Genomic DNA, 25844 nt, shown 5'->3' on the forward strand with positions numbered 1-25844 from the left:
TCAGCTCCGCGGGGCGCGCGGCTGCGCGGTGGTCTCGGCCAGGTGTGCCCGGTTGGTCCGCAGGCGGTCCTCCTCGGTGGCGGAGGCGAGCTTGCGCAGCCGGAACAGGCGGTGCGTGATCCAGCCGTGCCGCAGCGGCTCGGCCAGGGCGGGATCGATGTCGGTCCCGGTGTCGGTGCCCGCGTCCGTCGCGTCGTACGGGCGCAGTTCCTCGATCACGAACCGGTTCCGCGCGAACACCTGTGCCCAGGTACGTGCGGTGGGCACGTCGACCCCGGCGGCGGGGTCGACCAGATCGCCGCTGAGCGTGCACAGGTAGTCGGCGAGGTGCACCTCGCCCCCGTCCACGACCGCCGCGTCCAGGTGGGCGAAGAGGGCCTGCTTGTCCTCGACGCGCCAGCAGGCGTCGACGCCGTACGCGAGGTCGTACAGCCCCGGGAACGGTTCGAGCGGGCCGCCCCGGTGGACCAGGGCGACGCGGTCGTCCAGACCGCGCTCGGCGATGCGCCGCCCGGCCGACTCGGCCAGCTCCTTGTCGCCGGTCGCGCCATGCACGACCAGCGCCGGGTGCCCGTCCGCGAGGTCGGCCAGGGCGTCACCGTCACGGCAGCCGAACTCCAGTACGGCACCGAGCTGTTCGAGGCCGGCGTCGGCGAGAAGGCGACGATGTGCGGGCTCGGCGGGGGCGGCGGCCTGAGCCGTCGCCTTCACCGGTGGGGCCTCACCATGCGGGGTGGACCGCACCGCCACCGCCGGGGCGTCCTGCGCGGTCGCCCCCTGGACGGTCTGCGCGGTCTCCGCCGAGGCAGTCCGCGTCTTCGCCGTGGGCCTGCCTCCCTTGCCCCGGCGTGCCGTGGCCATCCGTCGGAGCAGATAGTCCGCCAGCGGCCCCGGCGCCGGGTGGTCGAAGACCAGGGTGACGGGGAGCCGCAGCGCGGTGGCGCGGCTCAGCCGGTTGCGGAGTTCGACCGCGGTCAGGGAGTCCAGGCCCAGCTCCACGAACCCGGTGTCGGCGCCGATGGTCGACGGATCGGTGACCAGGACCGATCCGACCTGCGCGCAGACCAGCTCCAGGAGCGCGGCCCGCTGTTCGGGCTCGGGGAGATCGGCGAGGTCGTCGGGCAGCGCGGCGCCGGACGGCGCGGCGACCGCCGTCGACGACCGCGCCACGGCCCGGATCAGCCCCCGGTGCAGGGGGTGCCCGGCGCCCGCCTCGGCCTGGGTGCGCAGCGCGTCGAGGTCGAGGCGCATGGGCACCTGGAGCGGCTCGTCGGCGCCGCGCGCCACGTCGAACAGCGCGAGCCCGTCCGCGGAGGGCAGCGGCAGCAGCCCGCCGCGCGCCATCCGGCCGGTGTCGCCCTCGCTGAGGTGCTGGGTGAGGCCGGTGGCCTGCTCCCAGTAGCCCCAGGCGAGGGAGGTGCCCGGCAGCCCCAGCGCCCTGCGGTGCTGGGCGAGCGCGTCCAGGAAGGAGCTGGCGGCCGCGTAGTTGGACTGGCCGGGGTTGCCGAGGACGCCGGCTGCGCCGGAGAACAGCACGAACTCGGCGAGGTCCGTGTCCCGCGTCAGCTCGTGCAGGTTCCAGGCGCCCTCGGCCTTGGGCCGCAGCACGCGGGCGAGGCGCTCGGGGGTCAGCGCGTCGAACACGCCGTCGTCGAGGTCGCCCGCCGTGTGCACGACGGTGCCGAGCGGGTGCGCGGCGGGCACGGCGTCGAGGACCTCGGCGAGCCGCGCGCGGTCGGCGACGTCGCAGGCGGCCACGGTCACCCGGGCGCCGGCGGCGGTGAGTTCGGCGGTCAGCTCGGCCGCGCCGGGGGCGTCCGGACCGCGCCGGCTGAGCAGCAGCAGGTGCCGGGCGCCGCGTGCGGTCACCAGGTGGCGGGCGAGCAGGCCGCCGAGGATGCCGGTGCCGCCGGTGATCAGGACGGTGTGCTCGGGGTCGGGCCGCCGCGGCACGGTCAGGACGATCTTCCCGACGTGCCGGGCCTGGCTCATGAAGCGGAAGGCATCCGGCGCGCGCCGCAGGTCCCAGGTGCGCCGCGGCAGATGGCTGAGGACACCGCGCGCGAAGAGGTCCACGATCTCGTGGAGGATCTCGCCGATGCGCCGCGGTCCGGCGTCCACGATGTCGAACGCGCGGTAGCGCACGGCGAAGTGCTCGGTCGCGACCTGTCCGGCGTCGCGGATGTCGGTCTTGCCCATCTCCACGAACCGGCCGCCGCGGGGCAACAGGCGCAGCGAGGCGTCGACGAACTCGCGGGCGAGCGAGTCGAGCACGACGTCGACGCCCTGCCCGCCGGTGACGGTGCGGAACTTCTCCTCGAAGTCGAGGTCGCGCGAGGAGGCGAGGTGGTCGTCGGGCACGCCGAGGTCGCGCACCGCGTCCCACTTGCCCTCGCTCGCCGTGGCGAAGACCTCGGCGCCCAGGTGCCGGGCGAGCTGGACGGCGGCCATGCCGACGCCACCCGCCGCGGCGTGCACGAGGACGGACTCGCCGGAGCTCAGGCCGCCCATGTCGACGAGGCCGTAGTAGGCGGTGGCGAAGGCGACCGGGACGGCGGCGGCCTGTTCATAGGACCAGCCGTCGGGCATCCGGACGACCGTGTGCGCGTCGGCCACGCAGACGGGGCCGAGCCCGCTCGGGAACAGGCCCATCACGCGGTCGCCGACGGCGAGGTGGGCCACGTCGGTGCCGACCTCGGTGACCACGCCCGCGCCCTCGGCGCCGAGGGTCAGCTCGCCCGGGTACATGCCGAGCGCGCCCAGCACGTCACGGAAGTTGAGCCCCGCGGCGCGCACCTCGACGCGGACCTGGCCGGGGGTGAGCGGCGCCTCGGCGGCGGGCCAGGGCAGCAGGGCGAGGTTCTCCAGGGTGCCCGCGCCGCTGGTGTCCAGGCGCCAGGCGGCACCGTCGCCCGGCGGCACGAGCGCGCCGTCCGAGGCGAGCGGGGCGAGCCGGGCCACAGTGGGCTCTCCCCCACGCAGCGCGACCTGCGACTCGCCGGCGGCGGTGGCGGCCGTGACGGCGGCGGGCAGCGCGGCGGCCGACGCCGGGTCCTCGTCGACGTCGACGAGGAGCAGCCGGTCGGGGTTCTCCGCCTGCGCGGCCCGCAGCAGGCCCCACACGGGGGCGTGCGTCAGGTCCTCGATGTCGTCGCCGACGCGCGTGGAGACGGCGCGGCGGGTCACGACGACCAGACGGGCGGCGCCGCGCGTCTCGTCGGCGAGCAGGCCGCGCACCAGGTCGAGGGCCCGCGCGGTGGCGGCCCTGACGGCGGCGGGCAGGTCGTCGGGCCGTTCGGCGTGCAGGGACAGGAGCGCGAGGTCGGCGGTGCCGTCGTCGGACACGTCGGTGCCCGCGCGGCGCAGGGCGTCGGCGAGGCCGAGGTCGTCGGGGCCCGCCGCGCTCCAGGTCCCACCAGGTGCCTCGGCCGGGGTCAGCGGGACCCAGTCGAGGCGCAGGAGTTCGTCGGGCAGAGCGGCCGTCGGCGCGGCGCCGGGCCGGGCGCCGCCGAACGGGCGCAGGACGAGCGAGTCCAGGGCGGCCACGGCCTGTCCCGTGGCGTCGGCGACCAGGGCGGAGACCGCGTCGGTGCCCGCGCCGGCGAGGCGCACCCGCACCGTGGCGGCTCCCCCGCCGAACAGCCGCATGCCCGACCAGGAGAACGGCAGCAGTCCGCCGCCGTCGCGGACGAACCCGCCGAAGCCCATGGCGTGCAGGGCCGAGTCGAGCAGCGCGGGGTGCACGCCGTAGCGGGCGGCGTCCGCCGCGTCGTCGAGCGCGGCCTCGGCGAACACCTCGTCGCCGCGCCGCCACACGGCACGCAGCCCGCTGAACGCCGGGCCGTACGCGTAACCGGCGTCGGCCATCACCTGGTAGTAGTCGTCGACCGGTACGGCCCGTGCGCCCTCCGGCGGCCACACCGCGAGGTCGAAGCCCGCCTCGGCGTCGTCGGGCGCGAGCAGTCCGGTGGCGTGCCGCGTCCACGGCTGCTCGCCCTGACCATCCTGCCGGTCGGCACCGCTGGTGGCGGTCGCCTCCCCGTCCGTCGTCCCGGCCCGCGAGTACACCTCCACCGGCCTGCCGCCCGTGGCGTCGGGCGCCTGGACGACGAGCTGGAGGCGGGCACCGCCCTGCTCGGTGAGGGTGAGCGGCGCCTCCAGGGTGAGCTCTTCCAGTCGTGCGCAGCCCAGGGTCCGCCCGGCGTGCAGAGCCATCTCCACGAAGCCCGTGCCCGGGAAGAGCACGGTGCCGGACACGGCGTGGTCGGCGATCCAGGGGTGGGTGGCGAGCGACACGTCGCCGGTGAAGACCGTCGCGCCGTCGGCGAGTTGCACGACGGAGCCGATCAGCGGATGACCGGCCGCAGGCTGCGCGGAGGTCCGCGCGGCCACGGCGGGCGCGGGAGCGGTGGCGTCGATCCAGCAGACCTTGCGCTCGAACGGGTACGTCGGGAGCCCCGGCTGCCGCCTGGGCGCGTCCTCGCCCTCCCCGTACAGCCCGGTCCAGTCGACCGTCGCGCCGCGCGCCCACAGATCGGCGAGCCCGGCGAGGTCCCGCTCGCGCACGGCCGCGCCGACCCCGCTGCCGTCGACGCGGGCCGCGGTCGCCGCGAACACGGCGTCGGAGGGGCGGCCCCGGCGCCAGCGCGTGAGGTGCCCGCGCAGCTCCTCGGCCCCGGAGGCGACGACCGCCAGACGGTGCGTCAGGTCCGTGCGGCCGACCTGGAGCGTGTACGCGATGTCCGTGAGGTCGGCCGAGGGCCGCAGGGCGAGGAAGTCGAGCCAGGCGTCGACGTACGCGCCGAGCCGCTCCTCGGTGTGCGCGGACAGCGTGAAGACGACCGGGGCGCGGACCGCCGACGGGGTGCGCGGCGCCGGCTCGGGGGCCTCCTCGACCACGACGTGCGCGTTGGTCCCGCCGCCGCCGAGGCCGGTGATGCCCGCGCGGCGCGGCACGGGCTCGCCGTCCACGACGACCCGCTCCCACGGGACGGGCTCGGCGGACAGCTCGAAGGGCAGCCGCTCGATGTCGATGGCCGGGTTGAACTCGTCGGGCAGCCGGGTCGGCGGCAGGGTGCGGTGCTGGAGGGCGAGGACGACCTTGAACAGCTGCGCCATGCCCGCGGACGCCTCGCCGTGCCCGATGTTGGGCTTCAGCGAGCCGATGCGGAACCGTCCGCTCGTGCCGGACCGGTCCTCGTAGGCCTGGGTGAGGGCCGTCATCTCGACGGCGTCGCCGATCTCGGAGCCGTTCGCGGTGGCCTCCACGTAGCCGACCGTCCGCGGGTCGACCCCGGCGTCGCGCAGCGCCGTCCGGATCACCTCGGCCTGCCGCTGCGCGCTGGGGCTGGTGAAGCCGATGGTCCGGCCGTTGTGGTTCACGGCGCTGCCCCGGATGACCGCGCGCACGGGGTCGCCGTCGCGCAGCGCCTGCCGCAGCGGCTTGAGCAGCACCGCGCCGACGCCCTCGCCGGGCACGATCCCGGCGGCCTCCGCGCCGAACGACGCGCAGTCGGAGCGGTCGGAGAGCAGTCCCACGGTGGCCAGTTCGACGTACGTGGACGGGTGCAGGTAGAGGTTCACGGCACCGGCGAGCGCGAGGTCGCAGCGGCCCGAGCGCAGGCTCTCGACCGCCTCGTGCAGGGCGACATGCGCGGAGGAACAGGCGGTGTCCACGGCCTTGCTGGGGCCGCCGAGGTCGAACTGGAAGGAGACGCGGTTGACCATGTCGCCGAAGGAGGTGCGGGGCATCTCCAGGCGGCCCTCGGAGCCCAGCTGGGTGAAGCCGTGCTTCGCGCCGCCCGCGTACACGCCGATGCGGCCGCGTACGTCGGCGGGCAGCTTCGAGGGGGCGTACCCCGCGTCCTCCAGGGCCCTCCAGCACTCCTGGAGGAAGAGCCGCACCTGCGGGTCGGTGTTGCGGGCCTCCTGCTCGGTGAAGCCGAACAGCGCGGGGTCGAACCGGTCGAACCCGTCGAGGAAGGCGCCCCACTTGGAGTGGCTCTTGCGCACCAGGTCCGCGCCCTCGGGGTGCGGGTCGTAGTGGTCCCGCCAGTCCCAGCGGCGGCCGGGGATCTCGGTGACGGCGGAGCGGCCCTCCATCAGGAGCCGCCAGTAGCTGTCCTGGTCGGGGGCCTCGGGGAAGGTCCCGCTCATGCCGATGACGGCGACGGCGCCGTCGAGTTCGTCGGCTTCCGGGGCGTCTTCGGAGGCGTCCTCGGACACGCTGTCGGCGGTGGTCCCGGTGGCCGTTTCGGGCCGGGGCTCGACGGCCGGCTCCGGTTCCGGCTCCCGCGCCGGGGCCTCGACGACCGCGACGGACTCGGCGGCAGGGGCCGCGGCAGGCGTCGCCACCGCCGTCCCGTCCCACCCGAGGAACGTCCTGCACGCGTCGGGGAACTGCTCGACCAGCAGCCCGGCCACGCCCTCGACCTTCGCGAAGTCGAAGAACAGCGTGCGCGAGGCCGCCGGGAAAGCCTCGCTCAGGAGCTGGTTCAGCCGGGTGCGGGTGATCGAGTCGATGCCGAAGCGGTCCAGCTGGTCCTTGGGGTCGACCCCGGCACCGCCGTCACGGTCCGCGGCGCCGGTCAGCTCCGTGGCCATCAGCGCGATCCGGTCCTCCACCGCCGCGAGCAGCCGCTCGGGACGCTGCTCGGCGGCGGGCTCGACAGCGACCGGCACGGAGGCCACCGCGGGCGCCGGCACAGGCGTCGGCGCGGGCTTCGGCACGACCGGCGTCGGCGTGGACGCGGGTGCGGTCACCGCGATGCCGTGCCGCGTCCTGGCGAACGGATAGCCCGGCAGCGGCACCCGGTACGGCGTGGCGCCGCGGTGCAGTCGGGCCCAGTCGACGGGCCCGCCCCGCACCCACAGCTCCGCGACCCGGGCGAGCTTGCCGCGCTCCAGCCACTTGCCGACGGCCTCGCCCAGCTCCTCGTCGTCCGCGAAGAGCCGGACGACGTCGCCCCGCGTGTCGACCTCGCCCGCCCAGCCGTTCTCGGGCAGTTCCCGGCCCGCGGCCAACGCCCGCAGCCCGGCGACGAGTTCGGCCCGGTCGCGGACGACGAGCGCGGCGCGCGCCGGGAGTTCCGCCCTGCCGAGCTGCAGGGTGCGCGCCACGTCGTCGAGCGACGGCGCTCCCCCGTGCCGGTCCCCGGCCCCGTCGCCCTCGACGGCGGCGTGCTCCGCGTCCTGCGCCAGCCGCGCCAACTCGCCCGCGGTACGCCCCCCGTGGAGCGCGTCGGCGTCCAGGCGCGGCCCGAACGCGGTGTCCAGGGCCTCCCCGATGCGGGCGAACTGTTCCGGACGTACGCCGTAGGAGTCCAGGCGCTCGTCCGCGTCGATCTCGTCGGCGGCGACGCCGAGCACGTCCGCCACGAGCGCGCACACCCGGGCGGCGTCCACCGGCCGCGGGGCCGTCTGCCGGGGCGCCTCGGGGGCGGGGTTCTCCAGGTGGTCCGCGAGCACGGCCGCGTAGGCGCGCAGCCGCTCGGGGGTACGGGCGGACAGCGGGACGAGTCGCGGTGTGCCGTCGTCCGTGCCGCGGTCCGCGGGGTCCGCGGCGGGCACGTACTGCTCGACCACGACGTGTGCGTTGGTGCCGCTGTGCCCGAAGGAGTTGACCGCCGCCATCAGGGGGGCGCCGGTGGGGCTCTGCCAGGGTCCTGCCGTCTCGTCGGGGACGAAGGCCGAGTCCTGGAAGCCGATGAGCGGGTTGAGGCGGCGCAGGGTCGGCATGCCGACGTGCCGGCCGTGCCGCATGGACAGCAGGACCTTGATCAGGCCGACGACGCCCGCGGGGGCACCGGTGTGGCCGATGTGCGACTTGGCGCTGCCGATCGTGCAGAACTCCCGCTCACCGGTGAGCCGGCGGAAGGCCCGCACCAGCGCGTTGGCCTCCACGGGGTCGCCGAGCGCGGTGCCGGTGCCGTGGGCCTCGACGTAGCCGACGCGCTCGGCGGGGATGCCGAAGCGCCGGTAGGTGTCGAGGACGAGTTCCTCCTGCGCGGCGCCGTTCGGCGCGGTGATGCCGTTGCTGGCGCCGTCCTGGTTCATGCCGGTCGCGCGCACCACGCCGTGGATGTGGTCGCCGTCGGCCACGGCGTCGGACAGCCGCTTCAGCACGAGGACGGCGACGGCCTCGGAGTAGACGGTGCCGTCGGCGTCGGCGTCGAAGGTGCGGCACTGTCCGCTGGGCGACATCGCGCCGCTGTCCACGAGGAGGTCGAGCCCCCGCGCGTCCAGGCCCGCGTTGACGCCGCCGACCAGCGCGAGCGTCGACTCGCCCGAGCGCAGGCTCTGGCAGGCCAGGTGCACGGCGGCCAGGGACGACGAGCACGCCGTGTTGACGACGAGCGCGGCGCCGCGCAGATCGAGGAAGTACGACAGCCGGGAGGCGACCAGCGCGTCGGAGGCGCCGGTGAACGACTCGTGGGGGTAGCCGGTGGGCTCGGCGCCGATGAACAGTCCCGTGCGGGAGCCCGCGAGGGACGTCGGGTCGAGGGAGGCGTCCTCCAGGGCGTGCCAGCTCTCCTCCAGGAGGAGCCGCTGGTTGTGGCTCATCAGGTCCGCCTCGTGCGGACGGATGCCGAAGAACTCGGCGTCGAAGCTGTCCCGTTCGGCCAGCGCGCCGCCCCAGCGGTAGCCGCCGGGGTCGTCCGCGGCGACGTAGTGGCCGGGCAGCTCGCCGTAGCCGACCCGGCCCTCGGTGAGGTTCCGCCAGAACGCGCGCACGTCGGACGCTCCCGGGAACTGCCCGGACATGCCGACCACGGCGATGTCCAGCATCCGCGGGTCGTCCCGGCGTGGTGCCGTCGGCGCCGGCGCCGGGGTCTCGTCCGGTGCGGCACCGGTCCGGCGGGCCGCGTCCAGCAGACCGCGCGCCTGGTCCGCGCCGACCGCGCCGCGCGCGTATCCGTCGAGGATGTCGCGGAAGTCCGCGCTGCTCATCGTTGCTCCCTCGTGGCCAGTTCGGCGTCGAGCAGGTCGAGCACGTCCGCGGCGGAGAGCTCTCCGGCGGCGAAACGCGCCTCCAGCTTCACGATCAGGTCGTCCGGTGGTGCGGGCGCCACGGGTTCCGGCACGGTCGCCGGGGGCGCGGCCGGTTCCGGTTGTGGCTCGGTCAGGTGCGACACGGGCGGTTCCGGTGCCGGCGGGGCGAGCAGGCCTGCCAGGTGGTCGGCGAGCCGCTCGACGGAGGAGTACTCGTACAGGGCGGCGCCGTTCAGTTCGATGTCGAGTTCCTCGGCGAGCTGCGCGACGAACGTCGAGCCGGTGATCGAGTCGACGCCCAGGTCGGCGAACGCCGTCGACGGCGACAGCTCCTCCTTCGGCACGCGCAGCGTCTTGGCGAGCCGCTCCACGAGGAGCCGCCGCAGTTCGGGGCGCCGGTCGCCCCGGCCCGCGGTGCTCGGCCGCGGGGCGGGCGCACCGCTCTCAGGGCGCTGCGGTGCCACCGCGCGGGCCGCCGAGGGCGCCGCCGCCCGCATGCCGACGACCTGGCGGTACCGGTCCGCGCGCAGCAGCCGCACCGCGGTGTCGAAGCAGGCGGCTCCCTCGGCGTCGTCCAGGAAGCCGAGCGTCGGGTAGTCCCGCGCGGCGTCGCCGAACGAGGCGCGCCAGGCGCCCCAGTTGACGATGCCGACCGGGAACGCCGCGCCGGGCGCGACGGAGCGGGCGAAGGCGTCGGCGTGGGTGATGCCGGCCGCGTAGGCGGCGTGGGTGCCCGCCCCGCCGAAGGAGAAGGCCTGCGCCGAGGAGAAGTAGCAGAGGAAGTCGAGCGGTTCGTCCGCCACGGCCTCGTACACATGGCGGGCGCCCGCGGCCTTCACCTCGTAGTGGTCGCGGAACTCGTCCTCGCCGAGGTCGGCGAGGGCGCCGGGCGCGCCGGTGATCCGGGTGGCGCCGGCGAAGAGCACGCCGTTGATCCGGCCGAGCAGCGCCTTCGCCTCGGCGATCGCCCGCCGCGCCTGTGCCGGGTCGGTGATGTCGCCCTGGACGTAGCCGACGCGGTCCCCGTACAGCGCCTCGCGCACGGCGGGGTCGTCCTGCGGCCGGCGGCCGACGCAGACCACCTTGGCGTCGTAGCGGTCGACGAGGTGGCGGCTGACGACGCGTCCGACGAATCCGCTGCCGCCGACCACGACGTAGGTGCCGCCGGGCCGGATGCCGGGCAGTCCGGGCCGGGCCGCCTCGGACGGCTCCACCGGACGGACCTCCTGCCGGTACCTGCGTCCGGCGCGCAGCGCGACGAGGTCACCGGCCGGGGTCGCCGGTTCGGCGGCCACGGCGGCGGCGAGGGCCGCGCGGCCCTCGGGCGTGCGCAGGTCGGCGCTCGCCACGTCGAGGTTGCGCACGGCGAAGCGCCGGGAGTCGCGGGCCACGAAGTAGCTGAGCCCCGCGAGGCCCGCGCCGTGCGCGACGCTCTGCTCGCCCGCGACCGACTGGGTGTCCTGGGTGACGACGCCGAGGTCCGTCGTCGTCCCGGCGGGCGCCTGCCGCTGGACGGCCTTGACCAGTCGCAGCAGGGCGAGTTCGGGCCCGGCCGTGGCGCCGGTGGTGTCCGGGGCCGGGCCGGTGACGACGTGGACGCGGTCGGGGGCGGAGGCGTCGAGGTCGAGCGGCCCGTCGAGGGGACGCCGGGTGACCCGGGCGCCGCCGCGTCGGTAGTGCTCGGCCAGGGCGTCGGCGAGCGGGGTGCCCGTCCGGTCGGCGGCGATCAGCACGGCGCGCGGGGCGCGGCCGCTCTCGGGGACGGCGGCCGACTCCACCCAGCGGGGCACGGTCAGGAGCCCGTTGGGCGGGACGACGGGAGCCTCCGCGGCGGCGGTGGCGGGGCCGGACTTCGGGAGCGGGGTGCCGCCCTCGGTGGGAACCCAGTGCCGGTCCCCCGCGAAGGGGTACGTCGGCAGGGCCACCCGGCGCGGCCGGTCGGCGCCCGGGAACACGGCCCCGAGGTGGGCCTGCCAGTCCACGGTCTCGCCGTCGGTCCAGCGCCGTGCCGTCTCGTGCAGCCCGGTGGCGCCCGCGGCCGGGCGTGTGCGGTGGACGACGAACTCGTCGAGCTGCCGCGCCAGTTCGGTGAGGTCCCCGACGACGAAGGCGACGCGTACGGGCCACTCGACCCGGCCGACCTGAAGGGTGTACGCGATGTCGCGCAGCGTCCGCTCCGTGCCGGGCCCGGCGGGCGAGGACGCCGACGCGGTGAGCGCGTCGCGCAGCCGTGCCGCGCTGTGCCGCAGCTGCTCCTCGGTGCGGGCGGACAGCGGCACCAGGGCGGGCTGCGCGGCGGCGGGCGCGTACGCGGCGGCGGGCGCGTACGCGGCGGCGGACGGCTGCGGCGCGGCCGGCACGTACTCCTCCAGGACGATGTGCGCGTTGGCCCCGGTGGCCCCGAAGGAGCTGAGGCCCGCGCGGCGCGGTCCCTCCGGCGGCGCGGTCCACGCCGTGGTCTCGCGCTGGATCCGGAACGGCGTGTCGTCCAGGCCGAGCAGCGGGTTCACGGTCTGCGCGTGCAGCGAGGGCACCAGCGTGCGGTGGTGGAGCTGGAGGACCGCCTTGGTCAGGCCCGCGACGCCGGCCGCGGACTCCGCGTGCCCGATGTTGGACTTCACCGAGCCGAGCGCGCAGAAGCCGGTGTCGTCGGTGTCCCGGGAGAAGGCGGTGGTCAGGCCGCGGATCTCGATCGGGTCGCCGAGCGAGGTGCCGGTGCCGTGGGCCTCCAGGTAGCCGATCGAGCGCGCGTCGACGTCGGCCGCGGCGAGCGCGGCGGAGACGACGGCGGCCTGGCCGACCGGGCTCGGCACGCTGAACCCGCTGGCGGAGCCGACGTGGTTGACGGCGGTCGCGGCGACGACGGCGTAGATGTGGTCGCCCGCGGCCTCGGCGGCGGCGAGCGGCTTGAGGACCACCGCGCCGACGCCCTCCGCCGACACGTAGCCGTCCCCGCCCTCGCCGAAGGAGCGGCAGCGGCCGTCCGAGGAGTGCATGCCGACCTGGCCGTAGGTGCGGTACTTGCCGGGGTGCAGCGAGAGGTTGACGCCGCCCGCGACGGCGACCTCGCACTCGTGGCGGCGCAGGCTCTCCACCGCCAGGTGCAGCGCGGTGAGCGAGGACGAGCACAGGGTGTCGACCGTCATGCTCGGGCCGTGGAAGTCGCAGACGAAGGAGACCCGGTTGGCGATCTGCCCCTGGTTGAGGCTGAGCGGCACCGGCGCGGCGGCCTCCGCGGCCACCAGCGTGTAGTCCTTGTGCATGGCCCCGGCGAAGACGCCGACCGCGCGGCGGCGGTCGGGGCCCTTGGCCTCGGCGAGGGTGGCCGGGGTGTATCCGGCGTCCTCGATCGCCTCCCAGCAGGTGCGCAGGAACCAGCGCTCCTGCGGGTCGGTGATCTCCGCCTCGGGGCGGGAGATGCGGAAGAAGTCGGCGTCGAACCGGTCGACGTCGTCGAGGAATCCGCCCCAGCGCGAACCGGTGCCCTCCTGCGGCGTCCAGCGGTCGGCCGGCACCTCGGTCACGCTGTCGCGGCCCGCCTTGAGGTTCTCCCAGAAGGCCGCGAGGTCGCTCGCGCCGGGGTAGTGCCCGGCCATGCCGACGATCGCGAACCGCTCGGTGCGGGCGGTCGGCAGCCGGCGCCGCTTGAGACGCGGCCGGGCCAGCGGCTGCCGCGTGCGACGGCCTTCGCCTCCCGCGCCCTCCTGCCGTCCCGCGAGGATCGCGTGGGCGTTGGTGCCGCCGTCCGCGAAGCTGGACACGGCGGCCACCAGCGGCGCGTCGGGCCAGGGGACGAGGGTGCGCGCGAAGCGGAGCGGCACCGCGCCGAAGTCGAAGTGTTCCAGCGGCTGCTGCCCGCTGAGGAACGGGACGATGCTGCGGTGGCGGAGCATGAGGACGGTCTTGATGACGCCCGCGATGCCCTCGGCGCACTGCGGGTGCCCGATGTTGGGCTTGACCGAGCCGAGGGAGCAGGGGGTGTCGGACCCCGCGCGGTAGACGGCCGCGATGGCCTTGAGCTCGATGAGGTCGGGAACCGGGGAGCCCGCCGCGTTGGTCTCGATGTACGTGACGTCGTCCGCGGCGACCCCGGCGCGGGCCAGCGCGCGGGCCATGACGCCCTGCTGGGCGGCCGGGTTGGGCGTGGCGGGGCCCGCGGTCCTGCCGTCGTTGTTGACCGCCACCGACTTGATCACGGCGTGCACCCGGTCGCCGTCGGCCTCGGCGGCGGCGAGGGGCTTGAGCAACAGCACACCCACGCCCTCGGCGGGAGTGAAGCCGCGGGCCCGCCGGTCGAAGACGTGGAACTCCGGCTCGGTGTTGAGCAGTCCGCGCCGGTCGAACAGACGGTGTCCGCCGGCGTCCGGCAGCAGCGTGATCCCGGCGACGACGGCCGCCTCCGCGTCGCCCGCGCGCATCGCCTGGACGGCGTGGTGCATCGCGACGAGCGCCGAGGAGCAGGCGGTGTCGACGACCGTGGCGGGGCCGCGCAGGTCGAAGTAGTGGGACAGGTTGGCGGCCAGGTAGTTCTGTCCGACGGCGACGACCGGGTTGCGGCTGCGGCCGAGGGTGGCGTCGTCGGGGGCGTGCCGGGTGCGGCCGCCGACGTAGACGCCGATCTCGCGCCCCTTCACCTCGTCGGGTGTGTAGCCCGCGTCGCAGAGGGCGAAGAGCGTCTCCTCCAGGAGCAGCAGCGCCTGGGGGTCCATCGCGGCGGCATCGGCGTCGGAGAGGTGGAAGTGGCCGGGGTCGAACCCGTCGAGGTCGACCAGGCCTGCGGTGTAGCCGGTCTCGCTGCCCCAGCGGCGGGCGGGCACGGGCGCGATGGCCGAGCGTCCCTCGCTGAGCAGCTTCCAGTAGCCGTCGAGGTCCGGGGCGCCGGGGAAACGGCCGGCCATGCCGACGACGGCGATGTCGAACGGGGCGTCGGCGGGCGGCTGTCGGTGCCCGGCGGGAGCCGCGGCCGGAGCGTGCGGAGCCGTGTGCACGGCCGGGTGTCCGGGGCCCGTCGTGTCGGCAGCCCGGGCGCCAGTGGCGGCCGGCTCGTCGGCGACGGTCGCCGGCGGCTCCGCGCCGAACCTCCCCACCAGCGCCTCGTGGTGCTCCTCCGTCAGCCATCCGACGAACGACTCCACGGTCGGGTGGTCCACCAGGACCGACGGGTCGAGCTCGGTCCCCAGCTCGCCGCCGACCTTCCGCAGGATCTGCACCATCATGATCGAGTCGGTGCCGTAGTCGGCGATGGGCACGTCGGCCGCGAGGCGGGCCCGGTCGAAGCCCAACTGCTCGGCCAGCAGGCCGAGAAGCCACTCCTCGGCCTCCGCCGCCGCGCTCCCGGCACCCGCCGAGCCGCCGTCCGTGCCGGTGGGGACGGGCCGTGCCGGGGCCACGGGGCGGGCCCGGGTCACCGTCGGGGCCGCCGGCCGCCGCACCCCCAGCGCGTCCGGCGTCCAGTCCGCGCCGACGATCGCGGGGAGGACCACGGGCCCCGCCCCGGTGGACAGCACGTGGTCGAGCAGCCGCAGCCCCTCCGCTTCGGAGAGGTCACCGAGGCCGGTGGCCTCGTAGCCGGGGCCGGGCCGTTCGCTGCCCATGCCGACGCCGCGCCAGCTCGGCCAGGCCACGCTCACCAGGGGCAGCCCGTAGGGGGCACGGCGGGCGACGGCGTCGAGGTGGGCGTTGGCCATCGCGTAGTCGCTCTGCCCGACGGCGGCGGCGGGTACCTGCGAGGCGACCGACGAGAACAGCACGCCGAACCGCAGCGGGTCGCCCGCGAGGCACTCCACCAGGGCGTCGAGACCGGTCGTCTTCGGGGCGAGCACCGCACGGACCGCGTCGGCCGGCTTGCTCACGAAGGCGAGGTTGTCCCGGTCGACGAGACCGGCCGCGTGCAGCAGGCCGCCGATCGGGCCGAACGCGTCGCGGACCCCGGCGAGCGCGCCGCGGACGGCGTCAGGGTCCTCACCCAGGGGCAGCGAGAGGACCCTCAGCCGGACGCCGTCGCGCTCCAGGGCGCGCAGTCCGTCGAGCTTGCGGCCCAGCGCGGTGTCGATGCCGTGGCGGTCCCACTCGTGGCGCGGCGGCAGCTGGTCGCGTCCGGTGAGGACGAGGGTGCGCGCACCCCACTGGTCGACGGCGTGCCGGGCGAGCGCGAGGCCGATGCCGCGGGTGCCGCCCGTGATGAGCAGGGGTTCGTCGGCCGGGAAGCGGACGGGGGCGCCGGTCGCGGCGGGCAGCTCGGCGAGCGCGGCCCGGTGCCGTACGCCGTCGCGGTAGGTGACCTCGACGTCGTCGCCGCCGTCGGCCAGTTCGCGGGCCACGCGTGCGGGCAGGCCCGGGTCGACCGGGTCCGCCTCCAGGTAGCGGGAGCGTACGCGTCCGTACTCGCTCTGCAGCATGCGGTAGAGCCCGGCGCGCGCGTCGCCCGTGCCGACGCCGAGGAGCAGCGCCTCGCGGCCGGCCATGCGCTGCACCACGGGAAGCCAGTCGGCGAGCGGGACACCGCCCAGGTCGACGAGCGCGTCGAACCGGTCGTGGAGCTGCTCGACGGAGGCGACGGGCTCGGCGTCTGGCAGGGCGGCGGCGAGGCGTCGGGCGTCGGGCCCGCTCCCGAGGACGGCCACGGCGCCGGGGCGACGGCCCTCGGTGGCCGGGGCGGGCTGCCACTGGCGGGTCAGCAGGCGGGTTCCCTCGGGCGCGGGGACGTCCGCGGGGCGGCGCGCCGCCACGAACACCTCGCCGAAGGCGTCCGGTTCGGCGACCGGCCGCCACACCTCGTCGTATCCGCACTCCTGGAGGACCTCCTGCCAGCGGGGCCCGGACAGGAGGGGCGCGCCGGGGATGCGGACGTCCTCGTCGTCGTAGAGCCACCAGCCGTCGAGCAGGCCGAAGGTCAGGGTGAGCACCGCGGACTTGCGGGTGACCTCGTTGACGACGAGGACGCCGCCGGGGCGCAGGGCCGCCGCCAGGTTGCGCAGGACGAGGCGGATGTCCTGGGTGGCGTGCAGGACGTTGGTCGCGACGACGACGTCGCAGTCGCCGCCGGTCAGGCGCTCGCCCGCGCCGGGCTTCGTCACGTCCCAGCGCCCGTAGCGCAGGTGGTCGCGGCCGGGTCCGAAGCGGCGTTCGGCCTGGTCGAGGAAGGCCGGGGACAGGTCGGTGTACCAGTACTCGACGCGGTCTGCGTACGCGTCGACGCGGGGCAGGACGACGGCGGTGGTGCCGCCGGTCCCCGCGCCGACCTCCGCGATGCGGACGGTGGCGGACGCGTCGGCGGCGAGGCGGGTGCGCACGGCGGTCGCGGTCACCTCGGCGACCACGTCGTTGAGCCGGTCCGCGACGGCGTTGCCCTGGTAGACGGCGGTGAGCTTGGCCATGGAGCCGCCGGGGAACAGCACGTCGGTCGCGGGCACGGCGCCGGAGAGGATCTCGGGCAGCCGGTCGACGCACTCCTCGACGAGGGAGAGCTGCGCGTTCCAGTAGGGGTCGGCGGCGAACCGCGCCCGCAGCTCGGGCCAGGCGGTGTCGTCCGCCGGGGGCCGCGCGCCGGTGAGTTCCAGGGTGTCGCCGTCGAGGCGCGTCAGACCGGTGGCGGTGAGCAGCCGGGCGGCCTCGTCGAGCCAGCGGCGGTACTTGGACACGACGGACAGCCGACGCGCCAGGCCGTCCACGGATGCGACGGATCCCTCGGCGAAGGCGCCGCACGCGTGGAGCCGCGCCAGGACCCGCCCGGCGATGAGCCGGTCGAGTTCGTCGGCGGACAGGGCGGCCGGGGCGGGCGCGGGCGGGATGACGCTGTCGGCCCTGAGCCGCGCGAGGGCGTCGCCCGTCGGCGGAACGCGCTGAGGCACGACGCTGGTCGGTGCGACGCTCTGCGGTACGCCACGCTCACCGCCGTCGGCCGCGTCGAGCACGTCACGCGCTCCGAACGCGTCCGGGAACTGCTCGGCGAGATGCGCCGCCAGGTCGGCGATCGTCGTGTACTCGAAGAGCAGCGTGGGCGCGAGTTCCGTGCCGACGACGTTCTGGAGCGTCTCGACCAGGCCGAGGACCTGCACCGACTCAAGGCCGAGCTCGTAGTAGCCGGCGGTCGGCGGGATGGACCGCGGGTCGCGGCCCAGGCGTTCGCCGAGGAGGCGGCGCAGGAGGTCGGCCGCACGCCCGGCCGCGGCGGCGCCAGCACCGCGCGCCTCGCCCGTCGGGGCGGAGACCGCCGGGGCGGAGACCGTCGTCGTGGAGACCGCCGGGGCGGAGACCGTCGTCGTGGAGACCGCCGGGGCGGAGACCGTCGAAGGGCCCGCCAGCGCCTTGCTGGACAGCTCCGACAGCTCGGCCACCTGCCGGCCGGCCGCGTCGAAGAAGTCCACGGAGAACCGCACGACTTCACCGCGCCGGTGCACCGACGTGCGGCGCACGCGGGCCGTGCAGGCCCCGGTCAGCGGACCCGTCGTACGGAACGAGCCCAGGTGCAGCGGCAGGAACGCCTGGCCGCCGGTGTCGAGCAGCGAGCCCGCCGCGACCGCCCCGCCGAGCAGCAGGGCCGGGTGGACGAGGAAGTCGCCCTGGGGCGCGGCGAGTTCAACGGTGAGCCGGTTCCGGTCGGTGCGGACCTGCCCGTCCGCGCGCGCGGCTCCGCTGTACCGCTGGCCGCCGGCGGCGTCCCTGTCGTACGTCTCGGACAGCGGCCGGGGCGTGGCGTCCGGGCGGCCGTCGAGGCGCTCGCGGAAGTCGGGCGTCTCCCCCACGGCGACCTCGGCCGTCGCGTAGGGCTCGCCGTCGGTGACGGTGACCTGCCAGTGGCCGTCGCCCGCCGGAGTGCAGCGGATCTCGGCGGCGACCGGTCCGTCGGTCACGTCGAGGGGGCGCAGCGCGGTGAGGTTGCGGACGGTGAGCCGCTCGACGGGGTGGCCGTGGTCGTGGAACACCCGGGCGATGAGGTCGACGTGGGCCACGGCGGGCAGCAGCGACCGGCCCTGGACGCGGTGCCCTGCGATGACCGGGGTCTCGGTGGAGAGCAGGACGGTGCCGTGCGGGTGACCGCTCCGCGCGGGGGCCGCCACCTCACCGACGGGACGTCCACGGACCGCGTCACGGACAGCCCCTGCGCGCACCGCGTCCGCCGCGGGCAGCCAGCACCGCTCCTGGGCGAACGGGTAACCGGGCAGCGAGACCAGCGGACCGCCGGCCGGCCAGTCCACGTGCGCGCCGCGCACCCAGGCCGCCGCCAGCTCGCGCGGAGTCCCGTCGGCCGCGGGAGCGGCGGAGCGCGCGGCGGTGCCGGTCAGGACGTGCGGCGCCTGCCCGCCCGACAGGTGCAGGTCGAGGGCCGCCACGAGGTCGTCCACGCCGTCGAAGAGCACGGCGAGGCGGTGCGCCATCGGCTCCCGGGTCCGCAGTGTCGCGGCGAGGGCGGCGGGCCGTGTGTCGCGGCCCTCGCCGCGCAGGAACTCCGCCATCCGCCGGGTGTGTTCGGTGAGCCGCTCCGCGTCGCGTGCGGAGAGCACGCACACGTACGGCGCGTCCTGGGTCAGGGAGTGCGCGGGGGGCTGCGTGGGTGACACGAACTCCTCCAGGATCACGTGGGCGTTGCTGCCGCCCGCTCCGAACGCGCTGATTCCGGCGGTACGGGGCAGGGGGCGGCCCGCGGCGTCGACGCGTGCCGGCCACGGGGCGAGGTCGCGCTGCAGCCGGAAGGGGGTGGCGTCCAGGTCGAGGTGGGGGTTCAGGCGTTCGGCGTGCAGCGAGGGCACCAGTTCGCGGTGGCGCAGCTGCAGCAGGACCTTGGTGAGCGCGGCCATGCCCGCGGCCGACTCGGCGTGCCCGATGTTCGACTTCACGGAGCCGATGGGGATGGTCACCCCGTCCAGGTCGTGGCCCTGGAAGGCGCGGACGAGGCCGGTGATCTCCACGGGGTCGCCGAGCGAGGTGCCGGTGCCGTGCGCCTCCAGGTAGTCGAGCTCCGCGGGGGTCATGCCGGCGCGGTCGAGCGCCTCGCCGATCATCACGCCCTGGGACTTGGGGTTGGGGACGCTGAAGCCCTTGCCCGCACCGCCGTGGTTGACGGCGGTCGACCTGACCACGGCCAGGATGCGGTCGCCTGCCGCCTCGGCGGCCGAGCGCCGCTTGAGCAGCACCGCGCCCGCGCCCTCGGCGGGCACGTATCCGTCGCCGCCCTCGCCGAAGCTGCGGCACCTGCCGTCGGTGGACAGGAAGCCGCCCTTGGCGAGCTGGAGGTACTTCAGCGGGTGGCTCGACACGTTGACGCCACCGGCCACGGCCACCTCGCAGTCGCCGTCCCTGATCGCCCGGCAGGCGAGGTGGAGGGCGGTCAGCGAGGACGAGCACATGGTGTCCAGGGCGATGCTCGGGCCGTCGAAGTCGAAGAAGTACGAGACCCGGTTGGCGACCGAGGCGTACGACGACGAGGTGGCCGCGCCGACACCGCGCAGGGCCTCGTCGACCCCGTACAGCTGGTAGTGGCCGTACATCAGGCCGACGAACACCCCGGTGCGCACCCGGGAGAGGGCCGCGCGGGACGTGCCGGCGTCCTCCAGGAGGTGCCACACCGTCTGCAGGAAGATCCGCTCCTGCGGGTCGATGTGCTCGGCCTCGACCTGGGACATGCGGAAGAACATGGGGTCGAAGCAGGCCACGTCGGAGAGCCAGCCGCCCCACTTGGCGTACGTCTTGCCGGGTACGTCGCGGTCGGCGTCGTAGAACCGGTCGTGGTCCCAGCGGTCCTCGGGGACCTCCTCGACGCAGTCCTTGCCGTCGCGGAGATTCCGCCAGAACGCCCCCAGGTCGTCGGCCTGCGGGTAGCGGCCCGCGACGCCGACGATGACGATGTCGTCGTCCCGGGCGGGTTCCCGGCCGGACTCCCGCGCGGGTGCGGCGGGGTGTGAGACCTGGGCGGGCACGACGGCGTGCACGGCCGGGGCGGGAGCGGTGAGCGCCGCGGGCACCGCCGTGGCGGGCTCGGCGGGGAGCAGCAGGTCCCGCAGCGCGTCCGCGTACTGGTCGACGAGGAAGTCGGCGAGTTCACCGACCGTCAGGTACTCGAAGAACAGCGTCTTCGACAGCGGCCCGAACCGCTCCTCCAGTGCCCGCGTGAGGCTGAGCACCAGCAGCGAGTCGACGCCGTAGTGGTCGAACGCCTCGTCCTCCGCGACGTCCTCCAGGGACATCTTCAGCTCGTCGGCGAGCAGTTCGCGCAGGAACGCGACGGTCGGCGCCCGCAGTGCACCGCCGTCCGCCTCCGGCCGGGCCGGAGCGGCTGCCCCGGTCGTCGGCCGCTCCGGGGCCTCGGCGGTGCGTCGGTGCAGTGCCGCCTCGATCCGCGCGCGGTCGCCCGCCGTGAGCAGGACGCGGGAGCGCCCGGTCCGCAGCGCGGCCTCCAGCGCGTCCAGCGCAGCCTCGGTCGGCAGCGGCTCCATGCCGAACTCGCGCGCCATGGCCTGCCGCACCTCGGCGGTCAGGGTCATGCCGCCGTCGCGCCACAGCGACCAGTCGACGGTGAGGCCGCCGCCGGGGCGCCGCGCCAGGTAGTGGCCGAGGAAGCTGTTGGCGTACGCGTAGTCGGTCTGCCCGACGTTGCCGAAGACGGCGGCGGTCGAGCCGAACGCCACGAAATAGTCGAGGTCGTCGGCGCGCGTCGCCTCGTCCAGGTGGACCAGGCCGCGCACCTTGGGCGCGAGCACCGCGTCGGCGTCCGCGCCGCTCTTGTGCAGCGCGAGCGCGTCGCGCAGCGCGCCGGCCGCGTGGACGACGCCGGCGATGCGGCCGAACCGGCGCCGGGCCTCGGCCACCGCCCGCTCGACGTCGGCCCGCACGCCGGTGTCGGCCTGCACGTGCAGCCAGCCGTCCGGGAGCCGGCCCTCGGGCCGGGTGCGGCTGACCAGGACGATGCCCGCGCCGGGGTGCCGGGCGATCCGTTCGGCGACGAGCCGTCCGAGCGCGCCGGAGCCTCCGGTGACGATGTGGGCGCCGTCGCGGGCCAGCGGCGACGGTTCCGCTCCCGCGTCGGGCAGGTCCAGGGGCCGCCAGGCACCGACCGTGCGGCGTCCTCCGTCGCTGCGCACCTCGGCGTCGGCGCCCGCGAGTTCGGCGAGCACCAGCTCGGCGAGGTCGCGCGGGGAGGCCTCAGAGGCCGGTCCGGCGTCCGCGCGGGCGACCACGCTCAGCCGGATCCCGGGGTTCTCCTGGGCGATCGTGCGGGCGAACCCGTCGAGTGCGGCGTGCGCGGCACCGGCGGCGCCGGGCCGGTCGTCGTGGACGTACAGGTAGCGCAGCGGTCCGCCGTGTGCGGCGATGCGGGTCCGGCACACGTCCAGGACGGTGTGGAAGCCGTCGCGCAGCGCCGCGTCGAGATCGTCGCCGGAGGCCAGGTGGACGAGGTGCGAGGCACCTTCCGCGCCACCGACCCGCACCGACAACTCCGGCGCGATCACCGCGAGTTCGTCGCACAGTTCCTGGGCGCGGCCATCACCGGTGTCGCGTACGGACAGCAGCTCGACGCCGTCGGCACGGTGCGCGCGCGGCGCGGCCATCGCGTCCTGCCGGACGGGTTCGAAGGCGTGCACGGCGGGCTCGGCCCCCGGCACGGCACGTCCGGCCCCCGGAACGGCTCGCCCCGCCCCCGGCACGGCCCGCAGCGTGAACCGCTCGATCCGGGCCACCACCGTGCCGTCGGCGGCGGCCAGTTCGATGTCGAAGACCTGCGCGTCGGCGCGGCTCTCCACCACGACGACGTGCACGAGGCACTCGGCGGGCAGCTCGTCGAGGACCCGCACGGACCCGATCGAGTACGGCAGATGCGGTGTCGAGCCCGGCACCAGCCAGCCGGCGGTCTGCAGCGCCCCGTCGAGGAGCGAGGGGTCGAAGCGGTAGGGGCCGGAGCCGGGGCGGCGCAGCCGCGCCAGGGCCTCGCCCTGCCCCAGGGCCAGGTCCTCGATGACCTGGAAGGTCGGCCCGTACCGGAAGCCGAGGCGGCGGAAGTAGTCGTAGGCCTCCTGCCGGGTCCTGCTGTCGTGGCAGCGGGCCCGCACCGAGGTCTCGTCGATCCGCGCAGGCGTCGGCGCGGCGTCCGGGACAGGCCCGTCTGCCGCGTCGGTGCCCTGCCCGTCGAGGACGAGACGGCCGCGGGCGTGCGGACGCTCGCCCTCGATCTCGAACGCGCCGGAGGGCGCCACGACGACCCGCAGGTCCTGCCGCTGTCCCGGCGCGAGCGCGACCGGCGCGGCCCACACGACCTCGTCGATCCGCAGCACCCGGGCGGTGCCGTGCGCCCGCTCGCCGGCGAGGCGCGCCATCTCCAGGTAGACGACGCCCGGCAGGACGAGCTCCTCGCCGACCCGGTGGTCGGCCAGGTAGGACTCCGCGCCCGTGAGGTGCTTGACGAAGGCGGCCTCGCCGAAGGTGGAGACGTTCTCGTCGAGCAGGTCGGCGCGTACGGCGCCGCTGCGCGCGGGGTCGGCGACCGGGCCGTCGGCCTCGCGCGCGTCCGGCACGTCGACCCAGTGGCGGGTCGGTTCGAACGGGTACGTCGGGAGCGCGATCCTGCGCCCGCCCGGCAGCCCGGACCAGTCCACGTCCGCGCCGTCGATCCAGAGCCCCGCAAGGGACTCCAGGTCCCCCTCGGCCGACAGCGCGCGCACGAAGTCCTGCCAGGCGGCGCCGCGCGAGGCGGCGGCGCGACGCCGGGCGGAGCCGACCCGCCCGCGCAGCACGCCGGTCTCCGGGCGCCCCTCCGCGCAGGCGTCCAGCCGGGCCAGGAGTCCGGCGCGGCCCCGGGCGACGAAGGCGAGCCGCTCGTCCATGGCCTCGCGGCCCACGCGCAGGGTGTGCGCCACGTCGGCGGGCGCGGGCTCGTCGGCGCGGACGCGGGCGGCCAGGCGCCGGGCCTGCTCGCGCAGCGCCCGCTCGGACCGGGCCGACAGGACGTACAGCTCCTCGTCGTCCGTATCGGCGGCCGGACCGTGCGCCGCGTCGGCGGTCTCGACCGCCTCCTCGACGACGACGTGCGCGTTGGCGCCGCCGAAGCCGAAGGAGCTGACACCCGCCCTGCGGGGCAGCTCGGTGCCGTCCTCGGCGCGGGGCGCGGGCCAGGGCCGTGTGGAGTCGACGACCTCGAAGGGGCCGCCGTCGAGGTCGAGGTAGGGGTTGCGGTCGCGGAAGTGGAGGCTGGCGGGCAGGGTGCGGTGGCGCAGCGCCAGGACGACCTTGAGCAGTCCGGCGATGCCCGCCGCGGCCTCCAGGTGCCCGATGTTGGTCTTCACGGAGCCGATGCCGCAGACCTCCGCGCCGGTACCGGTGGTGCCCGCGTCCGCGCGCAGCCGCCCGAACGCCTCGGTCAGGCCGGTGGTCTCGATCGGGTCGCCCAGCGCCGTGCCGGTGCCGTGCGCCTCGATGTAGCCGACGGTGCGCGGGTCGACGCCCGCCGCGCGGTACGCCTCGACCAGCAGGTCGGCCTGTGCGCCGGGGTTGGGCGAGGTCAGGGAGGTGGTACGGCCGCCGTGGCCGACCACGGCGGCCTTGACGAGCGCGTCGACCCGGTCGCCGTCCCTGCGCGCCGCCGCGTGGTCGCGCAGCACGACGACGCCCACGCCCTCGCCGCGCACATAGCCGTTGGCGGAGGCGTCGAACGCCTTGCACCGGCCGTCCTCGCTGAGCATTTCGTTGCGGCTGAGGGCTTCGTAGAGACCGGGGTCGAGGATGAGGCTGACCCCGCCGGCGATGGCCAGGTCGCAGGTGCCGTCGCGCAGCGCGGTGACCGCCTGCTGCACGGCGGTGAGCGAACTGGAGCAGGCCGTGTCGACGGCGACGCTGGGGCCGCGCAGGTCGAGGAGGTACGAGATGCGGTTCGGGATGATCGACAGCGCGGCACCGGTGAGCGTGTGCGCGTCGGCCTTCCGGCCCGCGGCGCGCTGCACCTCCGCGTAGTCGGAGTTGGTGGTGCCGATGAAGACGCCGACGCGGCGGCCCGCGAGGTCGGACGCGCGGTATCCGGCGTCCTCGATCGCCGACCAGACGACCTCGAGGAGGAGGCGCTGCTGGGGGTCCATCAGCTCGGCCTCGCGGGGCGAGACGGCGAAGAAGGCGGCGTCGAAACGGTCCACGCCGGACAGGAACCCGCCCCAACGGGACCGGGAGTTGTCCGCGTGCTCCCGCCAGTCCCACCGGTCGGCGGGGATCTCGGTGACCAGGTCCCTGCCCTGCTCCAGGTGGTCCCAGAACTCGGTGAGATCCGCGGAGCCGGGCAGCCGGGCGGCCATGCCGATGACGGCGATGTCGCCGGAAGCGGGGGCGGAGGCGGAGGCGGGGCCCGGAGTGGGAGCGAGGACGGCGCCGGGACCCTCCTCGACCGCCTCCGCGGCCTCTACCGTCTCGCCCTCGTACTCACCGGCAGGTGCCTCGCCCGCCAGATGCGCGGCGACCGCGGCCACCGTCGGGTGGCGGTAGAACAGCGTCGGCAGCACCTCGCGCCCGTACCGCTCGCTGATCCTCGTGCTCAGCAGGGTGAAGCTGATCGAGTTCATCCCGAGCCGCCCGAGCGGCGCGTCCTCGGGGATGTCCTGGGGCTCCAGCTCCAGGATGTCGCCGATCATCGCACGCAACTCGGCTGCGAACGCGGCCAGTTGCGCACCGTCTCCCGCCGTGCGCCGTGCCCTCCCACGGCCCGGCGTCACGTCACCGCCCGTCCCGCGCAGCTCGGCCAGCGGAGCCTCCGTCAGTCTGGTGCGGTCGACCTTGCCGTTGAGGGTCTGGGGCAGTGCGGGCAGCGGGACCAGCACGTCCGGGACCATGTGCGCGGGCAGCCACCGGGCCAGCGCCTCGCGGCGCGGGACCTCGGCGCCCTCGGCGAGGTCGAGGAAGGCGTGCAGGACGTTGTCGCCACCGACCCGCCGCGCGACGACGACGGCCTCGCGGACGCCGTCCTGCCCGCGCAGGACCGTCTCGATCTCCTCCGGTTCGATGCGGAAACCGCGGACCTTCACCTGGGAGTCGAGCCTGCTCAGATACTCGATACGGCCGTCGGGCAGGGTGCGCACCAGGTCGCCGGTGCGGTAGCGGCGCTCGCCGTCCATGGTGACGAACCGCTCGGCGGTCAGCTCGGGGCGGCCGAGATAGCCGGTGGCCAGGCCCGCGCCGCCGATGTACAGCTCGCCGGGCACGCCCGCCGGGACCTTCCGTCCGCGCGCGTCGAGCACATACAGACGGGTGTTGGCGACGGGACGGCCGATGGTGACGCGCTCGCCGGGCGCGAGGCGGCACACCGCCGACCAGATCGTCGTCTCGGTCGGCCCGAACATGTTCCACACCTGACCGGCGCGGGCCAGCAGCCGCTCGGCGGTGTCCTGGTCGAGGGCCTCTCCCCCGCACAGCACCTTCAGCCCCGCAGTCCCCGTCCATCCCGCCGCGAGCAGCATCTTCCAGGTGGCGGGCGTGGCCTGGACGACGGTGGCCGGGCTGGACTCGATCAGGCGGCGCAGCAGGACGCCGTCGCGGGCGACCTCGGTGGGCACGATCTCCACCCGGCCGCCGGTGACCAGCGGCAGGAAGAGTTCGAGCGCGGCGATGTCGAAGCAGACGGTGGTGAGCGCCAGGAGGTGGTCACCCGCCGTGCATCCGGGTTCCTCGGCCATCGACAGGAGCAGGTTGGCCAGCGCCTCGTGCGGCACCTGGACGCCCTTGGGGCGGCCGGTCGATCCGGAGGTGTAGATCACGTACGCGGGGTCGTGCGGGGCCGGCGCGGCACCGGAGCCCGACGGGAGCCCCCGCTCCTCCCCGTCGTGGTCCGCGTCGACGGCCAGCAACGGCGTGCCGAGGTCGGCGCCCGTGCCGTCGCGCGTCAGCAG

2 protein-coding genes (1 of these 2 only partly in view) are annotated in these 25844 nt (G+C 75.8%); both read right to left on the bottom strand.

Annotated elements, in window-relative coordinates; all coding sequences use genetic code 11:
* Positions 1-8949: an SDR family NAD(P)-dependent oxidoreductase gene (locus AOK22_RS02325; RefSeq protein WP_055696832.1), complete on the bottom strand. Its 8949-nt coding sequence runs from the start codon at positions 8947-8949 to the stop codon at positions 1-3.
* Positions 8946-25844 carry the 3' portion of a non-ribosomal peptide synthetase gene (locus AOK22_RS40650; protein ID WP_055696833.1) on the bottom strand. It continues 6699 nt past the right edge of the window, so the window shows 16899 of its 23598 coding nt (coding positions 6700-23598); its start codon lies off the right edge, out of view; the stop codon is at positions 8946-8948. The genes AOK22_RS02325 and AOK22_RS40650 overlap by 4 nt, the downstream gene beginning before the upstream one ends.

This window comes from Streptomyces silaceus (assembly GCF_001419745.1).
GTDB classification, from domain to species: Bacteria; Actinomycetota; Actinomycetes; order Streptomycetales; family Streptomycetaceae; genus Streptomyces; species Streptomyces silaceus.

Bases quoted from the DNA above. Each gene is read 5' to 3' on its own strand.
- AOK22_RS02325 (WP_055696832.1), bottom strand. From the start codon at position 8,949: ATGAGCAGCGCGGACTTCCGCGACATCCTCGACGGATACGCGCGCGGC.